The organism is Aeromonas sp. 95A, assembly GCF_051919235.1.
GTDB classification, from domain to species: Bacteria; Pseudomonadota; Gammaproteobacteria; order Enterobacterales; family Aeromonadaceae; genus Aeromonas; species Aeromonas veronii.
The window spans coordinates 4,268,817-4,293,242 of sequence record NZ_JBQBFC010000001.1 but is presented as its reverse complement, the minus strand read 5'-3'; the positions used below and the strand labels follow the sequence as shown (position 1 = coordinate 4,293,242).

Annotated in this window: 19 protein-coding genes, 1 tRNA gene and 1 pseudogene; 11 read left to right on the top strand and 10 right to left on the bottom strand. The window is 56.8% G+C overall.

Translation table 11 applies throughout. The annotated features are described in order from the left end of the window. Positions 1-83 precede the first annotated feature (83 nt). From ACTG2U_RS19675 to ACTG2U_RS19660, 4 genes are read right to left on the bottom strand one after another with little or no spacing between them, the layout of a single operon-like run. On the bottom strand, positions 84-1,748 hold the full coding sequence (locus ACTG2U_RS19675) for a DUF2357 domain-containing protein (RefSeq protein ID WP_439974988.1): 1,665 nt from the start codon (positions 1,746-1,748) through the stop codon (positions 84-86). Between the two features lie 3 nt (positions 1,749-1,751). Beyond that, a complete protein-coding gene (locus ACTG2U_RS19670; protein WP_439974987.1) occupies positions 1,752-3,431 on the bottom strand; it encodes an McrB family protein in 1,680 nt (559 codons plus the stop codon). Further along, a complete protein-coding gene (locus ACTG2U_RS19665) occupies positions 3,397-4,902 on the bottom strand; it encodes a DNA cytosine methyltransferase (protein ID WP_439974986.1) in 1,506 nt (501 codons plus the stop codon). The genes ACTG2U_RS19670 and ACTG2U_RS19665 overlap by 35 nt, the downstream gene beginning before the upstream one ends. Beyond that, positions 4,899-5,063, bottom strand: a complete 165-nt coding sequence (locus ACTG2U_RS19660) for a hypothetical protein (RefSeq protein WP_368174019.1) — start codon at positions 5,061-5,063, stop codon at positions 4,899-4,901. Before ACTG2U_RS19660 ends, ACTG2U_RS19665 begins: the two co-directional genes overlap by 4 nt. 650 nt (positions 5,064-5,713) lie before the next feature. On the opposite strand from ACTG2U_RS19660, the gene ACTG2U_RS19655 reads away from it, so the two are divergent. Together ACTG2U_RS19655 and ACTG2U_RS19650 are read left to right on the top strand one after the other, a co-directional pair. Continuing rightward, entirely contained in the window at positions 5,714-5,917 is a 204-nt protein-coding gene (locus ACTG2U_RS19655) for a hypothetical protein (RefSeq protein ID WP_439974985.1), read from the top strand. Positions 5,918-5,920: 3 nt separating this feature from the next. Continuing rightward, positions 5,921-6,321 (top strand): annotated as a pseudogene (locus tag ACTG2U_RS19650) (ATP-binding protein); the annotation flags it as partial. A gap of 32 nt (positions 6,322-6,353) precedes the next feature. Here the strand turns inward: ACTG2U_RS19650 and ACTG2U_RS19645 are convergent. Beyond that, positions 6,354-7,598 carry a hypothetical protein gene (locus tag ACTG2U_RS19645; RefSeq protein ID WP_439974984.1) on the bottom strand — a complete coding sequence of 415 codons (1,245 nt, stop codon included), beginning with the start codon at positions 7,596-7,598 and terminating at the stop codon, positions 6,354-6,356. A gap of 380 nt (positions 7,599-7,978) precedes the next feature. On the opposite strand from ACTG2U_RS19645, the gene ACTG2U_RS19640 reads away from it, so the two are divergent. Continuing rightward, entirely contained in the window at positions 7,979-8,896 is a 918-nt protein-coding gene (locus tag ACTG2U_RS19640; RefSeq protein WP_224159575.1) for a WYL domain-containing protein, read from the top strand. 44 nt (positions 8,897-8,940) lie between these two features. Here ACTG2U_RS19640 and ACTG2U_RS19635 read toward each other — a convergent pair whose 3' ends face one another. Next, positions 8,941-9,129: a DUF3283 family protein gene (locus tag ACTG2U_RS19635; protein WP_010634570.1), complete on the bottom strand. Its 189-nt coding sequence runs from the start codon at positions 9,127-9,129 to the stop codon at positions 8,941-8,943. 116 nt (positions 9,130-9,245) lie between these two features. On the opposite strand from ACTG2U_RS19635, the gene umuD reads away from it, so the two are divergent. Both umuD and umuC read left to right on the top strand, forming a co-directional pair. Further along, positions 9,246-9,689 (top strand): translesion error-prone DNA polymerase V autoproteolytic subunit, encoded by a 444-nt coding sequence (gene umuD / locus ACTG2U_RS19630; RefSeq protein ID WP_094697199.1) that lies wholly within the window; start codon positions 9,246-9,248, stop codon positions 9,687-9,689. Continuing rightward, entirely contained in the window at positions 9,670-10,929 is a 1,260-nt protein-coding gene (umuC, locus tag ACTG2U_RS19625; protein ID WP_439974983.1) for a translesion error-prone DNA polymerase V subunit UmuC, read from the top strand. Before umuD ends, umuC begins: the two co-directional genes overlap by 20 nt. 111 nt (positions 10,930-11,040) lie before the next feature. On the opposite strand, the gene ACTG2U_RS19620 is transcribed toward umuC, so the two are convergent. Next, positions 11,041-11,116 (bottom strand) — tRNA-Thr (locus ACTG2U_RS19620). 89 nt (positions 11,117-11,205) lie between these two features. After that, the gene (locus tag ACTG2U_RS19615) at positions 11,206-11,946 is read right to left on the bottom strand and encodes a phosphatase (protein WP_111900856.1); all 741 of its coding nucleotides are present in this window, start codon (positions 11,944-11,946) and stop codon (positions 11,206-11,208) included. Between the two features lie 469 nt (positions 11,947-12,415). Between ACTG2U_RS19615 and ACTG2U_RS19610 the strand changes: the two genes are divergently transcribed. The 6 genes from ACTG2U_RS19610 (at position 12,416) to ACTG2U_RS19585 (ending at position 21,312) form a co-directional block, all read left to right on the top strand. Next, positions 12,416-13,069, top strand: a complete 654-nt coding sequence (locus ACTG2U_RS19610) for a TetR/AcrR family transcriptional regulator (protein WP_439974982.1) — start codon at positions 12,416-12,418, stop codon at positions 13,067-13,069. Positions 13,070-13,117: 48 nt separating this feature from the next. Further along, positions 13,118-15,457, top strand: coding sequence for an acyl-CoA dehydrogenase (locus ACTG2U_RS19605; RefSeq protein WP_421347417.1), 2,340 nt, complete (start codon positions 13,118-13,120; stop codon positions 15,455-15,457). Between the two features lie 167 nt (positions 15,458-15,624). Next, positions 15,625-18,687 (top strand): efflux RND transporter permease subunit, encoded by a 3,063-nt coding sequence (locus ACTG2U_RS19600; protein ID WP_439974981.1) that lies wholly within the window; start codon positions 15,625-15,627, stop codon positions 18,685-18,687. Positions 18,688-18,702: 15 nt separating this feature from the next. After that, positions 18,703-19,752, top strand: coding sequence for an efflux RND transporter periplasmic adaptor subunit (locus ACTG2U_RS19595; RefSeq protein ID WP_439974980.1), 1,050 nt, complete (start codon positions 18,703-18,705; stop codon positions 19,750-19,752). Between the two features lie 115 nt (positions 19,753-19,867). Beyond that, positions 19,868-20,389, top strand: coding sequence for a crossover junction endodeoxyribonuclease RuvC (ruvC, locus tag ACTG2U_RS19590; RefSeq protein ID WP_439974979.1), 522 nt, complete (start codon positions 19,868-19,870; stop codon positions 20,387-20,389). Between the two features lie 314 nt (positions 20,390-20,703). Then, a complete protein-coding gene (locus ACTG2U_RS19585) occupies positions 20,704-21,312 on the top strand; it encodes a hypothetical protein (protein WP_439974978.1) in 609 nt (202 codons plus the stop codon). A gap of 53 nt (positions 21,313-21,365) precedes the next feature. Here the strand turns inward: ACTG2U_RS19585 and ACTG2U_RS19580 are convergent, their stop codons facing one another. Both ACTG2U_RS19580 and malX read right to left on the bottom strand, forming a co-directional pair. After that, positions 21,366-22,556 carry a MalY/PatB family protein gene (locus ACTG2U_RS19580; RefSeq protein ID WP_439974977.1) on the bottom strand — a complete coding sequence of 397 codons (1,191 nt, stop codon included), beginning with the start codon at positions 22,554-22,556 and terminating at the stop codon, positions 21,366-21,368. A gap of 87 nt (positions 22,557-22,643) precedes the next feature. Further along, positions 22,644-24,215, bottom strand: a complete 1,572-nt coding sequence (gene malX, locus ACTG2U_RS19575) for a maltose/glucose-specific PTS transporter subunit IIBC (protein ID WP_199427283.1) — start codon at positions 24,213-24,215, stop codon at positions 22,644-22,646. Positions 24,216-24,426 lie beyond the last annotated feature (211 nt).

Genomic DNA, 24,426 nt, shown 5'->3' with positions numbered 1-24,426 from the left:
TCATGCATTCATAGCCGATGGTTTGATATCACCTCCCACAGATCCGGCTCATACTGAAGTAATTCTTTACCTGAATCAGTAAATCAGTTATCAGAACTCCTAGCAGCATCGGCAACAATCGCTTTCAAGCTGCTTCTCAATTCATCACAGCTCATTCCTGGACGTAGGGTGATAGCACCGAAGCGGAACTTATCTCTGTACTGAGGATGAAAAAATCGCCCTGGTACAGGGGTAGTCTTAAAATCAGATCTAGTGACAGGAGCATACGGCGTTAGTAGGTAGGCGGCCGTAACAACCCCTTCGATTTCGCCACTCTTAGCCTCTTGTACCAATGCGTCACGATATGTGTGAATAGAAGTCAACGCGTCATTCAGACCATCATTAATCCGGTACTTCGCATCTAGGACTATGACCTGCTTCCCAAGACTGCCGAAATCACTACCAGCAAGAACCATGTCAGGTACCATAACTCTACTGAAGCTACCTTCACCGCTTGGCTCTATCCAGTACTCACGGTATTGACGTTGAAAACACAGGGTCTTATCAGGACCGACAGACACAATTACTGCACCTGCGGATATGGTTACACCACCAACAGCATCAGTTACGAACAAATTGCCTAAATCAACACCAGTTGAACCGTACTCTTGAATAGCTGCTCTAAGAAGGCGTAGAAAGCACCATAGTTCGTACAGTTCATACGTTCTTGCCAATGGCATCTGTAAGAAATCGCCGAAAAGGGCTGCGAGACCCAAGTTCATATCTTGCCATAAACGATAGAAACGGTGGTAAACAGGGTCATTGCGAAACAACGAAGACATCTGCAGCATTCCCGGACTGTCGCTAACCTCTGTCATAAAACCTGAGCTAGCAGCATCGTTTAACTGGCGCGCAATATGTCGTGTACGGACCGCCCAACTACCAGCGGTAGTGAGCATATCTGGATCTTCGTTACGGCTTATCTTTGCAAGTACATCTGCAACACTTGACAACCAAGCTGCCCACGACCGTAAGCATGTTTTGATCTGCCTGTGCTCCGGGATATCTACGCTGTTACGCCGTTTCTGTGTTGTAATCTGTGCAGGCAATCGCCCTCGGAGCACTGCTGGCAATCGTGACGGCTGGTTGGATTCCATCCGAACAAGTCCAGTGCGGAACGACTTGATAATTTCCGGTCCTGTAGCACGTACCGCGCAGTGAGAAGGTACTGTGACCTGTTCTGCACGCAGGAAATGCCTAGGTGAGCGGTTGATTGTCGCAATAGTCTGCGTGATATCCTCAGCTCGCGAGCGCAGGAACTCTAGTCGGGCTAGAGGAGGTGGCTTATTACCAGGCTGGCGGGCGACGCTCTTACGAAAAGCACTCAGTGAGAAAAGCGCAAAGGTGTCTTCTAATACCTCACGCACCATTGCGTCAAAGTCGTTACGAGTGAGTTTACGAAGATCCGGGTCTGTTGTGATCTCGAATCGGCGTATTCCGATACCGGAAAGCCTTAATGCTACTTGCACAGTTCCAGCATGAAAACCCGGTGCCCAGCGCCAACGCGCAACGCGTGGCTGGCGCGAACGCAAAGCCTCAATAGGGACATCATCAATCAAGAGATCGGCTGCAAGAGCATCATCGCAATCGCGTAGCTCAAACAGATAGGAAGATGCCTCCCTGATTGAGCCACTAGGAATAACATCCTGTTTAGGCCAGACCTGCCATTCAGGCTCCCCATTTTCTCCCTGTATATATAGCGCAGTCATTTATCAACGCATCGCCTGGAAGGAACCATATTCATCCAGGTCATTCAGTAGCCTCTGGATATACTTCTGTGCATGTGGGAGCCCCTTACAAGCCTTTTCTAGGGCATTGAGTAGTGGACGTTGACGCTCTGATCCACGTAACTTGACCAGGACCTTTTGTACCAGCAACTGGTCAGTAACGCTGTCAGCCTGATTTTGCAAGTGCTTGGCATCGAAGGCATGGTATCGCACAAACTCCTCAATTACTCGGTAACCAAACCCTAAGCCATAGTTCTCTAAGAGACCGTGGATTTCGGCTAGTTTTGGTTTGGAAGCATTTATTGCAATCTGTAACTCTGGATGATGGGCCGCCAATGAATCCATAAAACCAATTACGTTTACCGTTGACATATCGATCACAGAAGCCCGATCAAGTACTTTATCGCTGACTGGGTTGGTTGTCTCATCGATGTTAATTGTACCGATAATAAACAAGTTAGAGGGTAACGGAATCTCGGCACGGACACTGGCGCCAGTGGTTCCCTCCAGCGGTACACCATTAGAGTGCAGTTGCAAAGATCCACCAGTCTCGATGGCAGACAATATGTCCGACAAATAGTATTCAACACGTGCAAGATTCATCTCATCGAGAATGACAAATACTGGAGAATCTCGGTGGGCTGTTGCAACTAATACAGCTTCCAAAAAAGTCGGCACAACATATCGGTTCGTCAAGACATCGTAATAGCCCGTCAATCCCGTGGGGTCGGTCCATTCTGGACGAACCGGACACTCGAAAAGTAGTGGATCAGAAGCTGTATTTGTACTCAAACCATGTACTGCACGAGCATACTTTAGTGCCAGTTGAGTTTTTCCAGTACCTGAGAGCCCCGACAAGATCACGAAATGCTTGTGGTCCAGGAAATTCAGAGCGGCATGAAATCTCCGGACCTCTCTATTTGGATAGTACCCACCAAGAGCCCTGATAGAATCTTCGATTTCGCTGATTGGAATTGCTGCCGGCAGACGACACATCTTCTGGCTGAGTGTTGCAGTATCAGTCCATACGGGGAGTTCGTGTATTTTTTCCCTACCAACCAAGCTACCCAACCAACCTATGAACTCACGGGCAAGAAGGCTACGCCTTGCGGACGCCGTCGGCGGATACAGCGCAACAACAATTTTGTCTGGTTCAGTGGAGGGCCCGAAAGGTGTGAGGTCGAAAGCCAAACTATCCCAAAATTTGGCGTTTCGCAGCCAAAGGCGTCCATCTCTTGCCAGATAGATCGGCACGAGATTGTTCCTAGCGCTGTACTTGATCGTGGTATCAGGCGATTCTGACGACTCGTCACTATCTACAGCAACTTCTAGAGCAAGCTCCGAACCATCCCCCACACTTTTTGTAATCGTGCCGAGACATTTCATCTCTGCCAGACGCTTCAGGAAGTTAGCTTTGTCCTTGCGAACCAGAACAGCAAAATAAACCTCATCTTCCGGGGGAAACCGAAGAACACAGCCAAATATTAGGGCTTCGACATCTTCTTTAACATTATCCAGATTGACAACCCCAAGCTGGATACCGCCCTCGACGACCTTCGCGCTGTTCGACACACCAAACAGCTCTCTTGGTCGAACGGCCTTTGACGTACCGAAGTCCTTCTGGACAGCTTCAAGAAATTGTCGTTGCCGCTCGACAAGATTCATCTGTCATATCCTTTTGTGTAATTGCTTGCTTGATAGTCTGCATCATGTGGGTAGCTAGAGCCTTTGCTAACAGAGGCGGAACTGCATTTCCGATCTGTTTAAACGCTGGATTCATCGTGCCGCTGAAACGAAAACCATCAGGAAAAGACTGAAGCCGTGCAGCTTCACGTACGGAAATTGTTCGTGCCTGCTTGCTATCGTAATGGATATGGCTATACCCATCTTTACCCAAATGGGCCAACAGTGTACGCGCTGGTTGATCACGCCACATCTTTCGCCATTTGTTAGGGAACTTCGTTGCATCATAAGGCGGTACTATCGAGTCCTTCAGGCCAAGATACTCTTTTGAACCCTCTTCTAAGTATTCCCCTCTGGCTTGCGCAAAAGCTAGGCGCTCCTGAAACAGGTCGATAGCATGCGCATACGCTTCCGGATACTGATCGCCTGGATTCATACGGGCAAATAGTTCGTAGTCCCGCGGCAAATAACGGATAACATGATCCGTCAATCCGTCTTGAGGTGCTTCATGACTAGGCCAAGTGCGCATCAGTTCTGCGTATGCTGAAGGCTTCCTGTTACTGTAATCGATTGGTTTGTCAAATCGCCGCGCACCACGGGAAATCTTTCCAGCAGCTAGTAGCTCTCTAGCATTGATTGCAGGCAAGTCTTGTAGAGCCTCCTCAGCCGTCACTGCTGGGGGAAGGTCAGGACTTGCAGATGGGGGAGCAACGTAAGAATGAGCATTATCATCCAAGCTACGCAGTGACTTCAGAGCTACAGATCGAGATCCTTCATAACCAGGGGGGAGTATCAACCAGTGGCTTGGAGAAGGGAACGAAACTGTCACCCCCAACTCACGGCGGTATGCGATCAGGAACATTCGTTCCCGCATCTGTGGGACGCCGTAGAATGCTGCGTTAAGTAATGTGTAGGCACAGACATAGCCTTTGGCTTCCAGAACCTCGCAGGTTTCTTCGGCAATGTTCTGCCCACCGTGGTTAAGAATGTCAGGCACATTTTCCATAAGCACTGCAAGTGGCTGAAAAGCATCTACATATTCCAGATACTTCTTGTAGAGTTGCGCACGTGGATCATGAATAAATGCTTCTGGGTGTTCTTCTATTTCACGCAGCTTTGATCTGCCGACGCGAGCAAATGCTTGGCAAGGAGGCCCACCAACAACAACGTCAAAAGCATCTTCAACATTACCCAGCTCAAGCCGATGACATAATTCAACTGGAGTCGTCTTTGTTATGTCGATCGGTTGACAATGAGCATCCGCACCACCATGGAAATTCAGACCATGGGATCTCGCAGCATCAGGGTCAAACTCAACAGCGCCCCGCATCTCAAAGCCGGCAGATTCAAAGCCTAATGAGATACCACCACAGCCAGAGAAAAGATCGAGTACACGAGGCTTATCTGAAGCTTGAAGACGTGCCAGTTTACGGAGAATAACATCTTTATTCATGAACCATGACCCTGCCGTGCAGACGGACGAAAAGTGAGCTCCAAGCGCCCCTCGCTTTCATCTAGGAAACGCTGCACCGCCATGCGGATGATCCATGCGGACGATACCTGATTTGCATCAGCCAGAGCTTGTATCTGAAAATGCACGTCCTCAGGTAGCATGACTGAAGTCCTGACGCTTTTGCGATCAGACGTAATAGGGGAACGAGCCATAAATTTGAAACCTATAGTAGAAGTGGTGTCATTGTGCACCAAATTACATATAATTACACCAACAGGTTAATGTTGTTTAGTACATTGCGTCACAGCATAGCGTCCATAACGGAGCACGTTTGACAGACAACGTTCTGAATCGCCCCAGGTAGTGCAGAATACACCACTGTATATTAATACAGTTTTTTTTGCCATAGTCCGCCACAGCACCGATGCAGCACTCACAGAACTTCCCCCTGTATATCATCTCTGCCACCTGTCAGTTATCTCTAAATCTGTTGATCAGCGCGCAAAAATGACTAGGTTTCCGGGGTTTTCAGCGTCTAATTTTGACCACCCTGAGAGGGTGCAACTATCCGCTCTTTGGATCGGATAACCTGGAGTGTTAATCATGGAAACCGTATTGAAGATCCGGTGTATGTACTAGGTGGACGGCCAGTCCATCAGCGCCATCACTAAAGTCACAGGGCTATCTCGCAATACCGTTCGCAAGTACCTTCGCCAACCGTCCTCCGCACCGCCCAAATATCGACGCCAGCAGCCTGCCAGACCCAAGCTCGGCGAGTTCGAGCCGACTCTGACCCAGTGGCTGGACCTCGATGCAAAGCGGCCCAAGCGACAAACCGTTGTGCAAGACAACTCTACAACGCCTTGACTACCGGGGCGCCTACGACAGCGTCCAGCGCTTCGCCCGTGACTATAAACAGCTGCCGGCCAACGTGGCCGCCTTTGTCCCTCTGACATTCGCGGCTGGTGAGGCCTATCAGTTTGACTGGAGCGAGGAAGAGGTGAAGAGCAGCTGAACCGGGACGGGTCAAACCCACCTAGCCATCGCCCTGGGACTCAATACCGTACGCAGGGCAAACGAGTGAGTTTCTACGGCGTGGTGGTTCTGGTCAACCAACTGGAACAGGAAAAGGCATCAGGCAAAGCTGGGCAGCTTGCCAACCGGCGGGTCAATATTGATGCGGTGGTCCTAGACGAACTGGGCTACCTGCCGTTTGCCGAAAGCGGTGGAGCCCTGCTGTTTCACCTGCTCTGCAAGTTGTACGAGCGCACCAACCTGAGCTTCAGCGAATGGGGCTAGGTATTTACGGATTAGAAAATGACAACAGCGATGCTGGATAGGATCACCTATCACTGCGAAATCATCGAGACGGGAAATGATTCGTACCGCGTCAAACAGAGGATGAAATCAGCCAGCTAACCCTGGTCAATTTTGGACGCTGATTGACAGGGTTATTTACATATCTCACACCACCAACCATTCGGGCCATTGCCTCTATCGCCCCCGCAGTGTGGGCAGAAACCCGGTTTGATAGAGGAGTACCACTGGCGTTGCGTGTCGCTCACGGGTTGCGGACTGGCAACGGGGTTGGTCTGTTTCTGGGGAGTGCTGTTTACATTTGCGCCACCTCGCATGCTGGCGTAGGAATACCGCGTAGACGCATCTGCCTTTTCTGCTCTTGCTATTCGTTTCGCACGAGATCTGATGCAAACCTCGCGATAGCAGTAGCCGTCAGCATCAAGGCGTTGGTGCTGTAGTTGGCAATTACGACACGCGGTCGGCGTAGATCGTGGATACTGCCCCCCAATGCTGGTCTTGTCGCTGTCTTGCGCAGCCCGTGCGGCATAGTCCCGTGCTCTCTGGGCGGCGCGCTCCTGTTCAGCCAATCTCATCTGAGCCGTAATCGCCGCTTGGTGCTCGCGTTGCATCCTTTGCTTTGCCTCATACTGACGCCGCGCTTCCTCCAGTTGTTCTTGTTTTAGTTGCTGCAGTCTGGCTTTCTCCTCTGCTTCTTGCCGTCGCTGTTCGGCAAGCTGCTTCAGGGCGATCAGCGCCATCTCCTCGCGTGGGTGATAGAGCCAATGCAGGCAGTTGGGATTTTCGCTGAGAATAGTCAGCATCAAAGTCGTCGTGTCCATCCCTGCTGGGCGAGACTTATCGAACATCCGGTCGCCAAATTGGTTATAACGAACAGCCAAAACGCCTGTTTTAGGGTGTTTGGCAATGAATCGCCCCAGCCACAGCGGGTACAACCCTACAGGCTCGTGCGCGGCAGGAAAGTGTAAGGCAAGGTGGAAATCTGGTCGGGACATCAACTGAAATAGCCCTGCCGGAACACCATGGGTCTCTGCTTGCGGAACAAATTGAACGCCAATGTCAGCATGGGCCTTAGCAACTAGTTCCTTGACCCCATCAAACGAGGTGTAATGGGCAGGGGTATTTAGCTTCACTACACTTTCCAGCTTAGAGAGCAGCATCAACCGAACACTGGTTTCAAAGGCGTAGAAGCATTTTTCCTTGCTGTCACGGTAATGCGCGAAGCAGTGGCGGTTTTGCTCACCTTTTCTGGCAACGAGCAATCCTTTACAACTGGGACAATGACAACCGGCTGCAAGTCCTCTTTCAACATCATCGACCGAGACAATTGCACCGGTCTCGGTCTTCATTGCGAAGGGTATTTTATTCTGAAAGTCCATCAATCGGTCACCTGAATAAGCTCAACCTTCATTTCTGGTAAGCCGCAGAATAGAGTGGCAACGTCCTCTGCCTTATCCCTTTACCTGCACCCTTTGAGTCTCCACCACGTTCATCTGCTTGGTACCCTTGCACTAAATAAATACACCTAATCGTACTACACCATCCCGAAAGCCCTGAGGTATAGGGCCTGGCGGCAAAGCCTGGCATGACCTTGTGATTGTGAGAGCAACCGAAGTTGAGCTGCACTTCGGCAATATGCTGGTAGAACGTGGTACAGACAGCACAATCTTTTTCACCACACTGTGATTAACTCAGTATATGTCGCCTGTATACTCATGCCGATACTGGTTACATACACATGTCGCATTTTGGAGCACATATGGCCCCCAGAGAGCTCACTTGGGATCAGACCCTACGCTTTCGCCTGCTAGAGATCGTGTTGCAATGGGAAGGTCGGCTGACCACCAATCACCTAATGACAGCCTTCAATATCGGCCGCCAGCAAGCATCACGGGATATCAATCACTACCTGACCTACTACTCACCAGAAGGGTTGATCTATGACCGAAGCCTGAAGGGATACAAGCCCACCGAGCAATTCGTGCCGCGATTTAGTGAAGGAAAGGTAGATGAGTACCTGATGCTGTTACATCGTGAAAAACAGCACCAACGCCAACATGAAGCGGGGCTGTTGACCCTGCCGCTGATGGATTTGCGCTACGGCCATATCGAGATCTTGGATGTACCCAACCGCCATATCGACCCCAAGATTGTGCGGGGTCTGGTGCAAGCGGCTCGCGGTCAGTTGCGGGTCGATGTCGATTACGTATCCCTCAGCTCAGAGGAGCAAAGCGGCCGCAATATCGTGCCCCATACCCTGGTCTATGACGGGATCCGCTGGCACGTTCGCGCTTACTGCGAGAAGAAAGGGGTGTATCTGGATTTTGTGATGAGCCGGTTTCGTGGGGAACCTGAGCTACTGGATACCTCCCCTCACGGCCGGGATCAGGATCTTGAGTGGAACACCCAGGTCACTGCGGTGGTCATACCCAATCCAACCCTCAGCGCAGGACAACAGGCCATCATTGCCAGTGACTATGCCATGCCAGATGGCAAGCTGCTGCTCAACCAGCGCATCCCTTTGATGCATTACGCGCTGGAGCGCATGCAAGTGAGCTATAACGGCGATCACGAACAGCATCCGCTGCTCTACCCGCTGGTGCTGGCAAACCGGGACGAGTTGGTAGCCAAGGGCTGCATCTTCAAGCTCCGAAGCCCGGATTTGCGCGAGAGTTAAGGGACTTAAGGTGTTCCCAGAATAAAAACATGGCTACAGGAAGGCTAGCCCCGTTTGTACCTACTTACTTGCTCAAGAAAGTAGCTGCCCAGCTCACCCTTATGCTGGCTTGCTTCGCTTTCTGCGCTGGCCAAGTAACCGTTGCGCTCCTTCCATACCGCATACGCGGCGGCCTTCTCGACCTCGACCCGTTCTTGCTGCTCTTTCGGTAGGGCACACAGATTGTGACTCATACTGACCTCTTTGTTATCTATTGGCGCCATGGTACGCCATCAGTGGCATGCGGGACTTGCGCTGGTTCAAAGGTGGCGCGCTATAATAGCTGTATATAAATACAGGTGCTGTTACCATGAAGCTGTTAACCCCAGACCCATCACCCGCCGAGGTGACCATCCCGCTGTTCTTGCATCGCGCCTCTTGTGGCTTTCCCAGCCCAGCCAGCGACTATCTGGAAGGGAAGTTGGACCTCAACACCCACTGCGTGGCGCACCCTGCAGCAACCTTCTATCTGCGTGCCGAGGGGGAGAGCATGACTGGGGTCGGCATCTTTCCCGGTGACTTGCTGGTGGTCGATAAGAGCCTGACCCCGCGCCATGGTGATGTGGTAATTGCACTGCTTGACGGCGGCTTCACAGTCAAGACCTTGCAGCTCAAGCCGAGGCTGCGGCTGTTGCCAGCCAATCCGGCGTTCGCGCCTATCGACCCTTGCATGAGCCTCTCCCTGGAGCTGTTCGGGGTGGTCACCCATGTGATTGGCAATCTGAGGCAGCGTGATGGCCATAGCGCTCGTTGATGTAAACAACTTCTATGCCAGCTGTGAGCGGTTGTTTCGCCCTGAGCTGCGTGGCCGCCCAATCGTGGTGCTCTCCAACAACAATGGATGCGTGGTGTCGCGCAGCCCCGAAGCCAAGGCGATGGGTATCAAGATGGCCGGGCCCTACTTCAAGATCCGCGAGCAGTTCGAGGCGCATGGCGGTGTGGCGTTCAGCTCCAACTACGCACTCTATGGAGATATGTCTGGCAGGGTGATGAGCACGTTGGAGACCATGGCCCCCGAGCTGGAGGTCTACTCCATCGATGAAGCATTCCTGTCTCTGTCAGAGTCGTTTGCCGGGGACCTGATAGCCTATGGGCAACAGATCCGGCAGCGAGTGTGGCAGTGGACCGGCTTAACGGTAGGGGTTGGGATCGGCCCCTCCAAGACCCTCGCTAAGCTGGCCAACTATGCAGCCAAGAAGTGGCCTGCCACTGGCGGCGTCGTGGACTTGCGTGACGAGCTGCGCCGCGCCCGGCTGATGGCTATCACCCCGGTGGATGAGGTGTGGGGCATAGGGCGGCGCTTGGGGGCCAAGTTGGTGGCACAAGGCATCAACACCGTGGCTGACTTGGTGGCTAGCGATGCCAAAGGGTTACGCGCCCAATACGGCGTGGTGGTCGAGCGGATCGTGCAGGAGCTGCGTGGCCTGCCTTGCGCGGAGCTGACCGTTGAACCGGCGGCGAAGCAGCAGATCCTCTCGAGCCGTTCCTTTGGGGAGCGCGTGACTGACCGTGGGGAAATGGCCCAAGCGTTGTCAAGCTTTATGGCTCGTGCTGCCGAGAAGTTGCGGGCCGAGGGAATGTGTTGCCAGCGGGTGCACCTGTTCGTGCGGACCAGCCCCTTTGACGAACGTGCGCCTTACTACAGTGAGCAGGCGGGCATCCGGCTGGTCAGCCCTAGCGATGATACCCGGTTGCTGCTGCAGCAAGTGAACGTGCTGCTACCGCAGATTTGGCGCGACGGTTACCGTTATCAGAAGGGGGGAGTCATGCTGAGTGAGTTCACCCCCAAGGGGCAGCAACAGGCCGACCTGTTTGCCCCGTCCTCCGCTCAATCAGATGCGCTGATGGCAGTGATGGACCAGATCAAAGCCAAGGGATTGGGGCGCGTAGGCTTTGCCAGCCAAGGCGCGGGGTCGACTGAGTGGATGATGCGACAAGCGCACCTGAGCCCCTGTTACACCACACGCTGGGAGGACCTGCCGGTGGCGAGGTAAGTGGATACAGTAATGTTCCTACCGTTTGCTAGATGTGGTACCCCACGTGGTACCCCACGCCAAAAAGCACAAAGGGCTAGCTTCACCTCGAAGCTAACCCTTTGTTTTATATGGTGCCGATAAGGGGGATCGAACTCCTGACCTTCGCATTACGAATGCGCTGCTCTACCAACTGAGCTATACCGGCTTGTTGCTCTCCACATTCATAAAAAATGACCGGCAAGTCAATTGAACCAGCTCGATTTTATGAGTTGGCTCATGGTGTTAGAGCCCGATTTACAGATCGACAAACTCGGGGATATGGGCACGACCGCGGCTCTCGAGGAAATCGAGCAGGGCGCGGGGGGAGCGCACCAGGATCCGCTCTTGCGGGAAGCCCGCTTCGGTCACCAGACGGTGGCAATGGTCAAAATCGCCAAGGGTAAATGCCACGTGGGAATCAGAGCCGAAAGTGAGATAGGCCCCCAGATCTCGCGCGGCTTCGACTATGGCACGGCAGTTGCCTTCGCTCCCCGGGCGGGAATGAATGAAGGAGGAGTTGTTGATCTCCAGCGCCACCCGATAGTCGGCCGCCGCCTTGACCACCGCCTGAATGTCGATGGGAAATGAGGGGTTGCCCGGGTGGCTGATCATATCGACCCGGCCGCTCTTGATGGCGTTGATCATCGCCTGGGTGTGAGTGGCCTGATCGCAGGGAGGGAATACCTGCTCATGAAAGCCCGCCATGATCATGTCGAGGCGCGACTCGTAACGCTCGGGAAAATCGATCTCCCCGTCGAGGTTTTTGATGTTGGCCTCGATACCCCGCAGGATCCCTACCCCATCCACCACTCTTGGCAATATCGGCAAGTTGGCAAAGTGCCAGACATGAGGGGCATCGGCCATCTCGGGCCCGTGATCCGTGGTGGCAAACAGCTTGATCCCCTTGGCCCTGGCTATCGGCAGATAGTCGTGGATGGTGCTGTAGGCATGGGTGCTGGCAATGGTGTGAGTGTGGGTATCGACCGGGTACTTCATCTTCTCTCCCCTCATATTTTGAAAGGGCAGCATAGCAAAGAGCGGCAGCTTGGGCCACGCCAGTGCTTGCCACACTTTGTCACAAAATACCGCGAAGCTGACATAGTCTGAGGGGCTCTGGCTGGCATACTGCCCCCGTCGATACATGCCTGAACTCGCATCGACAGTTTGCCGTCAGGATGACGCGAACTCACTTTCCCCACCGTCGCTCCCTGCGGCGGTTTTTTTTTGCCTGCAAACCGCAAACCGGTAACAGACGCGCAAAAAAAGGCCCAACTAGCATGGAGCTGGTTGGGCGAGACTTAATGTTTAATTGCAGTGGCATAGATATAGAGTCCTGCTTTTTGACTAAGTTCCGCCCACTTTGCTTTTTTCATCGAAAAACATTCCGCTAACACTCATTCACATTCTCTTGACACCTCACGTTATGAAACGTACTTTTTAAACATTCGTTTAAGTGAGGTGTCCAGTGAGTAAAATCGATACCAAAAACCGTATTCTCGACGCCGCTGAAGTGCTGTTTGCCGAGCGGGGATTCGCCGATACCTCTTTGCGTCTGATCACCAGTGAGGCCGACGTCAATCTGGCGTCGGTGAACTATCACTTCGGCTCCAAGAAGGAGCTGATCCAGGCAGTGCTCGACCGCTATCTGAGCCAGTTTATGCCCGATCTCGATGCTCGCCTGCGGGTACTGATGGAGCAGGAGCAGCTGACCCTGCTGCAACTGTTTGAAAGCTTTGTCGAGCCGCTGATGAAGCTCTCGGCGGTGCGGGCCAACGGCCCGGCCATCTTCATGCAGTTGCTGGGACGCGGCTATATCGACAGCCAGGGCCACCTGCGCCGCTTCATCACCGCCCACTACGGCCCCATTTTACAGCGGATCACCCAGGCCATCTCCAAGGCCAATCCTGCCCTGTCGCCGGCAGATCTCTTCTGGCGCCTGCACTTCACTCTGGGCACCGTCGTATTCACCATGGCCTCTGCCGATGCGCTGCGCGACATCGCCCTGGCCGACTTTGGCCAGCAGCTCGATGTGGAAGGGCTGGTGCGCAACGTTATTCCTTATCTGGCGTCCGGAGTCGGGGCGCCCGTGGAGTCGACCAGGCTCTCCCTGGCCGTGTAACAACCAACAATAAATCAACGGAAACAGTGAAATAGAAGGAACTTCGGTATGATCACATTGCTTGTCCTGCTGGTGCTGGCGATAGCCGTTGTGCTCGGCGTACCCTCCATCCGTAAAAAGGTGGTAACCCGTCCGGTGTTCGGCATCTTCAAAAAGATATTGCCGCCCTTGTCAGCTACCGAGCGGGAGGCTATGGAAGCCGGCTCCGTCTGGTGGGATGGCGAGTTGTTTCGCGGCAACCCCGACTGGAAAAAACTGCACGGCTACGGCAAGGCCGAGCTGACCGCAGAGGAGCAGGCCTTTATCGACAATCAGGTCGAAACCCTGCTCGCCATGGTTGATGACTTCAAGATCGTCAACGAAACCAAAGACCTGCCAGAGCCGGTGTGGGACTATCTGAAGAAGGAAGGCTTCTTCTCCCTGATCATCCCGAAATCCTACGGCGGCCGCGAATTCTCGGCGATTGCCAACTCCACCATCGTCACCCGTATCGCGACCAAGAGCCTGAGCGTGGCTGTCACCGTCATGGTGCCGAACTCCCTCGGCCCGGGCGAGCTGCTGATGCACTATGGCACCCAGGCCCAGAAAGATTTCTGGCTGCCGGGGCTGGCCAGTGGCAAAGAGGTGCCCTGCTTCGCCCTGACCGGTCCGGAAGCGGGCTCCGATGCCGGCGCCATTCCTGACAAGGGGATCGTCTGCAAGGGGATGCACAAGGGTGAAGAGGTGCTGGGTATTCGCCTCAACTGGAACAAGCGCTACATCACCCTGGCGCCACGCGCCACCGTGCTGGGGCTGGCGTTCAAACTCTATGACCCGGAAAAGCTGCTGGGTGACAAGGAAGAGCTCGGCATCACCTGCGCACTCATCCCCACCAACCACCCGGGCGTGCGCGTCGGCGATCGCCACTACCCTATGGGTCTGGCGTTCATGAACGGCCCGACCTTCGGCAAGGATGTGTTCATTCCGCTCGACTGGATCATCGGCGGCCCGGATTACGCCGGTCGCGGCTGGCGTATGCTGGTTGAGTGCCTCTCCGCCGGTCGCGGCATCTCGCTGCCTGCTCTGGGCACCGCTTGCGGTCACATGGCGAGCCGCACCGTGGGCGCTTACTCCTACGTGCGTAAACAGTTCGGCATGTCCATCGGCAAGTTTGAAGGGGTGCAAGAGGCGCTGGCTCGCATCGGCGGCCTCACCTATCAGCTGGAAGGGGCCCGTCGTATGACCGCAGGTTCCTTGGATTTGGGTCAGGCACCGGCCATCGTCACCGCGATTTCCAAGTACCACATGACCGAAATGGCGCGTCAGATCATGGATGACTCCATGGACATCCACGCCGGTCGTGCCATCCAGCTGGGCCCGAAAAACTACACCGGCTACGCCTACATGGGTATTCCGGTCGCCATCACGGTGGAAGGGGCCAACATCCTGACCCGCAACCTGATGATCTTCGGGCAAGGGGCTACCCGCTGCCACCCGTACGTCTTTGCCGAGCTGGAAGCTGCAGCCGACACCGACGTGGAGCGCGGTCTCGAGAAGTTTGACGCCCTGCTGATGAAGCACATCGCCTTCGGCGCTGGCAACTTCTTCGGCTCCCTGTTCCAGGGGCTGACCCTGGGTCAGTTCAACAGCGCGCCGGTAGCCGGTGAAACCGCCCGCTACTACAAGCAGCTGTCCCGCATGAGTAAAGGGCTGGCCCTGTGCGCCGACGTCTCCATGCTGATGCTGGGTGGCGATCTCAAGCGCAAGGAGATGATCTCCGCCCGTCTGGGTGACGTGCTGAGCCACCTCTACCTGGCCTCCGCCACCCTCAAGCACTACGAGGATCAGGGCCGTATGGTCTCCGATTTGCCGTTCGTGCAGTACGCGGTGGAGCGCAACCTCTACCTGATTGGCAAGGCGTTCGAGGGCTTCTTCCAGAACTTCCCGAACAAGGTGGTGGGTGCCGTACTCAAGCGCGTGGTGTTCCCGTTCGGCGTCGGTTACAAGATGCCGGCCGACGATCGCTGCCACGCCATCTGCCTGGCCATGATGAAGCCGGGCGAGTTCCGCGACCGTCTGACCGCCCTCTGCTATGTGGGCAAGGACGAGGCAGATCCGGTCGGCCTGATGGAGCGCGCCTTCCAGGCCATGGTCGCTGTGCAGCCCTACGAGAAGAAGCTGGTGCAGGCCCAGAAAGAGGGCAAACTGCCCCGCAAACTGGCTCTGCCGGAGCTGGTTGCCGCCGCACTGGCCGGTTCCATCCTGAGCAAGGACGAAGCGGACAAACTGCTGGCCGCCGATGCCCTGCGCTACGAAGCGATCCAGGTAGACAACTTCGCCCCGGGCGAGCTGGAAGGCTTCTCCCAGCAAGCAAACAAGCAGCCAAACAAGGTCGAGCACGCCGCCTGATCCCTTGGCAAACCAGTACCAAACCGGCCCTCGTGGCCGGTTTTTTTGTTTGTTAACCATGCATTTACAAGCCGGGAGAATTCCAGTTAAATGCTTGAGTCCCTGTTGCAGGGGCTTTGGAAGCAAGGCCAGCGGAATGGCCGATAACAACAACTCAGGAAGAGTGAATGAACCTCGCCAAAACGGCGATCGAACGCCCCATCTGGGTGGCGGTCTCGATCGTGCTGATTTTCCTGCTGGGCCTGCTCAGCATCCGGGGACTGCCGATCCAGCTGTTCCCCGACATCGACCGTCCACACCTCAACATCTTGGTGAGCTGGCGTTCCGCCTCGCCGCAAGAGATGGAGTCGGAGATCACCGACCCCATCGAGCAGGAGATGCAGGGGGTGCAAGGGCTCAAGAGCCTTGTCAGCAACAGCTATCCCGGCTTTACCGAAATCGACATGGAGTTTGCCCTCGGCACCGACATGCAACGGGCCCAACTCGATGTGATTTCGCGACTGAACCGGGTCTCGGGACTGCCGGACAAGATTGGCGGCCCCTACGTCAACAACTACAGCAGCAACGATACCCTCACCTTCTTCTTCATCCAGCAGCTGCCCGGTGCCAAAGGGGTGATCGATGATCATCAGGCGCTGATCGAGGCGCGGGTCAAACCCGAGCTGGAGCGCATCGAAGGGGTCTCGACAGTCGCAGTCGAGGGGATCAACGAGCGCCAGATCCAGATCCGCTTCGACCCCTATCGCGCCGCCGAGCTGGGGGTGGAGATCCCGGTGCTGGCCAGCCGCGCCACCACCGGCTGGGACGTGTCGGCCGGTACCCTCGACATCGGTCGCTGGGAGTACAAGCTGCGCTTCGCCGGTCGCTATGATGTCGAGACGCTGGGGGACAAGGTGGTGGACTGGCGCGATGGCCTGCCCATCTATCTGCGGGATGTGGCGGAAGTAAGGGTGGCCAGGGAAGAGAACCCGGTGCTGCGGATCCAGAACGGCAATACCGCCATCGCCGCCCAGATCTTCAAGGAGAGCGACGCCAATGCCCTGGCCTCCCTTGAGGCGATCAAGGCCCGGGTGAACGAGCTCAACCGCGAGGTGCTGGAGCCGGTCGGGCTGCACATGGAGCAGTCGTTCGATGCCTCCCTCTACATCAATCGCGCCGTCAGCATGGTCACTGCCAACCTGGGGCTCGGGGTACTGCTCTCCTGCGCCATCCTCTGGCTCTTCCTGCGCCAGCTCAAGGCGACCCTGATGATTGCCCTCGCCATTCCCATCAGCATCATGCTCACCTTCTGCCTGCTCAAGGTGATGGATCGCACCCTCAACATCATCTCGCTGGCGGGCATCGCCTTTGCCGTCGGCATGGTGCTCGACGCCGCCATCGTGGTGCTGGAGAGTATCTACCGGCGCCACGAGCGGGGGGATTTGAGCAAGGCGGAGGCGGCGCTCGAAGGTACCCGTCAGGTATGGACGGCGCTGGTCGCCTCCACCCTCACCACGGTCGCCATCTTCCTGCCGGTGCTGCTGCTCAACGATGTGGAGGGTCAGCTGTTTGCCGATCTGGCGCTCACCATCGCCTTCGCCGTGACTGTCTCCATGCTGGTCGCCGTCATCGTGCTGCCGGCGGTGGCGGCGCGCTGGATGGGACATGAAACACTGACCGATCCCTATGAGTCGCTGTGGCAGCGCACCACTCGTCATGTGATCCGCTGGACCTCGACCTCACGCCAGCGCTGGGCGGTCATTACCCTGATGATGAGTCTGCCGGCACTGGCCACCTGGGCGCTGCTGCCCAAGATGGACTATCTGCCGGACGTGAAACGGGACGCGGTGGATGTCTGGATGAACTTCACCCCCGGGGTCAACCTCAAGGCCCAGCGCGAAGAGGTGATCGATACCCTGATCGCCCGCCTCGCCCCCTACATGAAGGGGGAGAAAGAGCCTGCCCTCAAGAACTACTACATCTTGCGCTACCCGGGGGGCGCCCAGATTGGCGTGCGCCCCAAAGACGAAAACCGCATCAAGGAGCTGGAGAGCCTGTTGATGAAACAGCTGCTGGTGGGTATTCCCGACACCCGGGTGTTCGGCGGTCAGGGGTCGCTGTTTGGCGGCTTTGACAGCGAGAACGGCGTCTCCCTGCTGCTGCAGGGAGGCAACCTGCCCGAGCTCTATCAGGCGGCCCGTGCCAGCATGGGGATCCTCAGCAAGGACTTGCCGGGAGCACAGATCCGGCCCGAGCCGAGTCTCGACTTCACCGCTCCCGAGCTCAAACTGGTGCCGCAAGATCGACGTCTCGCCGAAGTGGGTTGGGATCGCACGCCCCTGCCCACCATCATCCAGACCTTTGGCGACGGCTTGCGGGTTGGCGAGTATTTCGACGGCGAGGATCGGCTCGACATCATGCTGATGGGGCAGAGCTCCGCCAATCCGGACGAACTGAAGGCAGTGCCGCTGGCCACCCCCTCCGGGCGCATCATTCCCCTTGGCGAGCTGCTGCGGGTAGAGCACGACATGGGCCCGGCCAGTATCTTCCGGGCCGATGGGCTGCGCAGCATCATCCTGCAGATAGCACCTCCGGCGGGCATGACCATGGAGCAGGTGATCGACACCCTGAAAAACCGCAGTTTTTCCGCCATCCGCCCCCTACTGCCCGCTGGTGGCGAGCTGCGCATTGCCGGCAATGCCGACAGCCTGCAACAGGCGCTCGACAATCTGGGGACCATCTTCCTGTTCGCCGTGGTGATCCTGCTGGTGCTGCTGTGGGGGGTGTTTGCCTCCATCAAGGATGCCCTGCTGGTGCTGCTCACCCTGCCCCTTGCCTCGGTTGGCGGCGTACTGGCGCTGCAGCTGAGCGGGCTGCTGGTGCCGCTGCCGATGGACCTGCTCACCATCATCGGCTTTGTCATCCTGCTGGGACTGGTGGTCAACAACGCCATCCTGCTGGTGCATCAGACCCGCACCGCCGAGCGGGACGGCATGAGCCGCCAGCTGGCGGTGGCCGATGCCCTGCAAAGCCGGATGCGTCCCATCGCCATGACCAGTCTCACCAGCATCTTCGGCATGCTGCCGCTGATGCTGAGCCCGAGCGAGGGGAGCGAAATTTACCGCGGGCTCGCCACCGTCATTGTCGGCGGCATGAGTTGCAGCACCCTGTTTACCCTGATCCTGTTGCCTGCCTTCCTGCGTCTCGGGGAGCAGGTGGCGATCCCACAACCCCTGCGCCAGCGGGCCTGAGCAAGGAGCTCATCGATGACACATATGATTACCCGAATGTTGGCTGGCGCGGTGCTGATTGCAGGCAGTGCGCTACCGGTATTAGCCGATCAGGGCAAGATGGTGACCCTGGCGGATGTGACCCAAGGGGATGCGGCCGCCAATATCTGGGTCAGCGGCACGGTGGCGAGTCGCCAGCAAGCTGCGCTAAGCGCCGAAGTGAGCGGCCGGGTGGAGTGGATCGCCGAATTTGGCAGCCGGGTCAAAAAAGGGGACGAGCTGCTGCGCCTCGACAGCGCGGCACTGCGCCTCTCGCTGGAGCAGGCCCGCGCCGAGCAGGCGAAATGGCAGAGCAACTTGCGCTTCGCTCGCGCCGAATCCCAGCGGATCACCCGACTGCACCAGCAAAAGAGCGCCTCCCAGAGCCAGTACGACAAGGCCAGCTACGATGTGGAGCAGGCCGCGCTGGCCGAGCGACTGGCCGCCATACAGGTAAACCAGATTGAAGAACAGCTGCGCCGCAGCCACATCTATGCCCCGTTCGACGGGGTGGTGAACAACCACTTCATCCAACCCGGCGAGCATGTGGACGCAGGCGAGCAGGCGCTGGAGCTGGTCAACCCGGATCAGCCGGATATCCGCCTGCAGGCCCCCATTCTCTGGGCCCAGCAGCTGGCGCCGCAAACCCGGCTGCGGGTGGAGGGGGAGCAGCTGAGCGGTCACGGTGTTTATTACCAGCGAGCCGCCAGCGCCGATCCCAAATCGCGGCTGATCGAGCTGCGCCTAAAACCGGAAACAGGCAACTTCATCATCGGCTCGCCGGTACGGGTTGCCCTGCCACTGGGGGATCAGCAGAGCATGCTGCTGCCCCGGGACGCCTTGGTGCTCGGCACCGATGGCAGCGTGGTCTATCAGGTGGCGCGAAGCGGCAAATCGCTCAAGGTGAATCGGGTGCCGGTCACCGTGCTGTTTGGCGACAGCCAGCAAGTGGCGGTGAGCGGCGCCCTCAAGCAGGGTGATCGGGTGGTGGTGCGCGGCGCGGGCAGCCTGCAGGATGGCGACACCATAGAATTGTTCAAGGGGTAGCCACGCCCGACGCAGGCTGTCCAATCTTTGCCCGCTTGACCCGGGACATACAGCCAAACGGGCCACAGTTTGCTATCTTGGCGGCCATCACTCGCGTTTAGAGCAATCAACACCCATGAGCATTATTTTGGGCATCGATCCGGGTTCGCGGATCACCGGATACGGGGTTATCCGGGTCGTGGGCGGCAAGGCCGAATACTTGGGCTCTGGCTGCATCCGCACCGATTGCGGCGAGCTGCCGGAGCGCCTCAAGCAGGTCTATGACGGGGTATGCGAGATCATCACCCAGTTCAAACCCACCGAATTTGCCATCGAGCGGGTCTTTATGGCCCGCAACGCCGACTCGGCCCTGAAACTGGGACAGGCCCGGGGCAGCGCCATCGTCGCCGCGGCCAACGCTTATCTGCCGGTGAGCGAATACTCTGCCACCCAGATCAAGCAGGCAGTGGTGGGCACCGGTGGCGCCGCCAAGGAGCAGGTGCAGCATATGGTGACCCATCTGCTGAAACTCTCCGCCACCCCGCAGGCGGACGCAGCAGATGCCCTTGGCGTCGCGCTCTGCCACCTGCACACCCGCCAGAGCCTGATCAAGATGGCCGGCCGCGCCAGCAGCTCGGTACGTGGCCGCTATCGCTGAGCCCTTATGTCGCCCACGACTCATCTCGGTATCGCAAAATAAAAAACCGCCCCGGATCTCCGGGGCGGTTTTGTTTTGGGCGCGGAATAGAGAGCAATCCGGAGAGCAAGGTCATACACGCCAGCTCCATCAACAGTTGCAATCGAGCGACACGTGCGCCGACGTGACGAGCAACTCGATTATCATCGTAAACCCGTACCGTATTGCCATCAGACACAACGCCAAAGAGGCTTATAAATCACACTCTTGGCAATAGATACTTGCTTTCAATTTGTCGTGTCCGCAAACAATACAACCTCGAGTTACAAACTGATATGAATCATGCCAAGGAAGAATTAGATATGGAAAAAATCGGACTTTCCGCTATCGCCCTTCTGCTATGTGGTTGTTCTGCTGCTGGCGTCGTAAAAAGCAACGACCCTTGGCAAAATCTGGCCCAAGCAGATGTGCTGATTGAACATGGGCGGCCAACCGCTGCAGAAAAACTTATCGTCGAAGCTAGAAACCTTTGCAAGGAAGACGCGGTTTGCCATGCCATGGCAGATAGAGAATATGCCCTGCTACTCCTATCTTCTTCCGTTGGTTCTACTTGGGCAGAACACTATAAAGAACAAGGATTTATAGATCAGACAGTCAACCTGCAAAACAGGACAATCAAGGCAGCAGCATATCTGGAGCAGGCCGCCACTCAGCTAAATACAACAACCGCTTACGACAAGTTGAGCAATGTGCAGCTACTAAAAGCCTCTGTCTATCAGGAACTGCAGGATCAAAAAAGTACCTGTTCATCCCTGGCTCAAGCGCTGACAGCCTACCAAGATAATCTGCGCCATAACCCAGGCGCAGCCCCGCAGGGGGTGGATGGTTACGCCTCGCTGGGAGACTATATCATCGCACGGCAGAAAGCCGTTCGCTGTATGTAAACAGGTATCTTATGGTTCAGTGCCCCTTGCCAGCATTGGCAAGGGGCACTGTGTTAAACCAGCCCCCCCAGCGCACCGATCAGAGCGTCGAGTCCTTGGTCAACCTTCGAGCGCGGGCAACCGACGTTGAGGCGGATATAGCCTGTGCCTTCAGGGCCATAGGTGTCGCCGCGCATGATGGCGACCCGGTATTTCTCCACCAGCAAGGCTTGCAGCGCATCCATCCGTTCGGTGGAGTCGATGCCAAGGCCGCGCAGATCAATCCAGGCGAGATAGGTTCCCTCGGGCACCCGATAGTCGATGGCGGGGAAAGCGGCGTTTAGCCGCGCCGCCACATGGGTGAGGTTGCCGTGCAGATAGCTTTTCAAGGCATCGAGCCAGGCAGCGCCGTCCCGATAGGCGCTGATATGGGCCAGCACCCCGAGAATGGGGGGCGATGAGAGGCCATGGGCCGCCTTGAGCCGCTGCAGATAGGCGGCCCGCGCCGCTGCGTTAGCAATAAAGGCGTAGGCGCCGCCAAGGGCGGGAATATTGAAGGATTTGGAGCCCGAGCTCACCAGCGCCCAGTGATCGTCCAGCGCCACCTCGCTCCACGGCAGGTAGCGGGCAAAGCTCACATCCATATGGATGTCGTCCGAGATGACCTTGACCCCGTGGCGCTGGCAGATAGCGGCCATCCGGCCGAGTTCATCCCGCGTCCAGACCCGGCCGGTGGGGTTGTGGGGGCTGCAGAGCAGCAAAATCCGGCAATCGGGGCGGGCAGTCTGTTGCTCGAAGCAGGCCCAGTCGATCTGGTAGCTCCCCTCTGTTTTTTTGAGCGGGCAGGGCAGCAGCATCCGATCGTTGGCAGCCAGCATATTTCCGAAGGCGTCGTAGGCGGGGGTATGCACCAGCACACCTTCACCCGGCGCCGACCAGAGGCTCACCAGCTGGGCAATCACATAGATGACCGAGGGGCCGTAGACCAGCGTCTCGGGTTCGAGGCTCGCCCCGTAGCGGTGGGCAAACCAGTTGCTCACCGCCCCCTTGAAGTCGTCGTGATTCCAGCGGCTGTAGCCAAATACCCCGTGCTCAAGGCGGGTTGCCAGGGTCTGGCGAATGCAGGGGGCGGTCTCGAAATCCATATCGGAGATGGTAAAGGGGAGCAGATCGGCATGGCCAAAACGGTCGGCTACATAGTCCCACTGGGTGCAGTAGGTGCCGTGGCGGTCGACCACGCGGTCGAAGTCATAAATATCGTGCATGAAGTTTCTCCCTCCATAAACAGGAGACATATTGGGAGAGGCAAACAAGGGGGGCTTGCGCCCCCCGTTCGGTTCTTATTGGCCGGTTCAGGCCCCCATCAGGCTCTGCAGCTGGTTTTTCACCAGATGCACCTGCGGGCCGATCACCACCTGCAGGTTGTGCTCGTCGAGCTTGATCACCCCGATGGCACCGTTCGCTTTCAATACCTTGTCATCGACCCGGCTCATGTCCTGCACCGACATCCGCAGGCGGGTGATGCAGTTATCGAGCGCGAGGATGTTATCGGCCCCGCCCAGGGCGTTAAGGATGATTTCACCGTTGTAACCGCTGTTGCCGGCCTTCTTGCCTGCGGGCTGGGCAGTCTCGCTGGTCTCGATTTCACGACCGGGGGTTTTCAGGTTAAAGCGCACAATGGCGAAGCGGAACACGCTGTAGTAGATGGCAAACCAGATGGCCGCCGCGACCGGCACCAGATACCACTTGGTGGCGGTGCCCTGCAGCACGCCGAACACCAGAAAATCGATGAGGTTGCCGTCGGTGTTGCCGATGGTGACGCCGAGCAGCCCCATGGTCATAAAGCCCAGACCCGTCAGGATGGCGTGAATAACGTAGAGCACCGGAGCCACGAACAGGAACAGGAACTCCAGCGGCTCTGTGATGCCGCCGATGACGCAGGCCACCACGCCGGAGACCAGCAGCGCCTTGATCTTGCCGCGATTTTCAGGGCGGGCGCAGTGATACATGGCGAGCGCCGCGCCCGGCAGGCCGCCGAGGAAGGCAGGCATCTTGCCCTGCGAGAGGAAGGAGGTGGCAGAAACAGAGAAGCCGGTGGTGTCAGCGCAGGAGAGCTCGGCGTAGAAGATATTGAGGGCGCCGCTCACCTCGTGACCGCATACCAGCTGGGTGCCGCCCGCTTCGGTAAAGCGAATGAGCGCCACCAGAATGTGGTGCAGACCGAGCGGCAGCAGCAGGCGCTCACCGGTACCGAACAGGAAGGGGCCGAAGGGACCGGCGTGGGAGATGAGTGCCCCGATACCGTTGATGCCGGCGGCAAACCAGGGCCAGGCGAACGGCACGACCAGACCGACGACACCCAGCACCAATACAGTGATGATGGGCACGAAGCGAGCTCCGCCGAAGAAGGCAAGCGCATCGGGCATCTTGTAGGTGTAGAAACGGGCGTGGAGCTTCGCGACGATCACCCCGACGATGATGGCCCCCAGAATACCGGTGTCGATGGAGCTGATACCGAGGATCGATTTCACCCCGTAGGCCTTCTCCGCCGCTGCGTCACCGATGACGTTGGCCACGGTGAGGTAGAAGTTGATGGAGAGGTTGAGCGCCGCATAGCCGACGAAACCGGCAAAGGCCGCGACCCCCTTCTCTTCTCGCGCCAGTCCGAGCGGAATGGCCACCGCAAACATCACCGGCAGATAGATAAAGGCCACCAGCCCCACCTTGGTCATCCAGAGGAACAACAGTTGCAGCACGGTATTGTCGAGGAAGGGCATGCTCTGCTTGACCGCATCGCTGGTGAGCGAGCTGCCGACACCGAGCAAAATACCCGAGAAGGCCAGCAGGGCGACCGGCAACATAAAGGTCTTGCCGAGGCTCTGCAGGAACTCCCAGATGGTGGATTTGGCTTGAGGCTTGGCCATGAAACGGCTCCTTGTGAATAGACAGCAATATCTGCGGCTGCCCTCCCCCGCTCGAGGCAATCTCGAAGCAAAAGGCGCGGGTCAGCATCAGGTTTTGCTGGATGATAAAACGTTTTATCAACTTACAAGTGCCGACAGGATCACAGAATAAGGGGGCTGGCTGGCAGCAGGATCCAAATTTGTGAGCCGGATCGGCCCAATCGTGATGTAA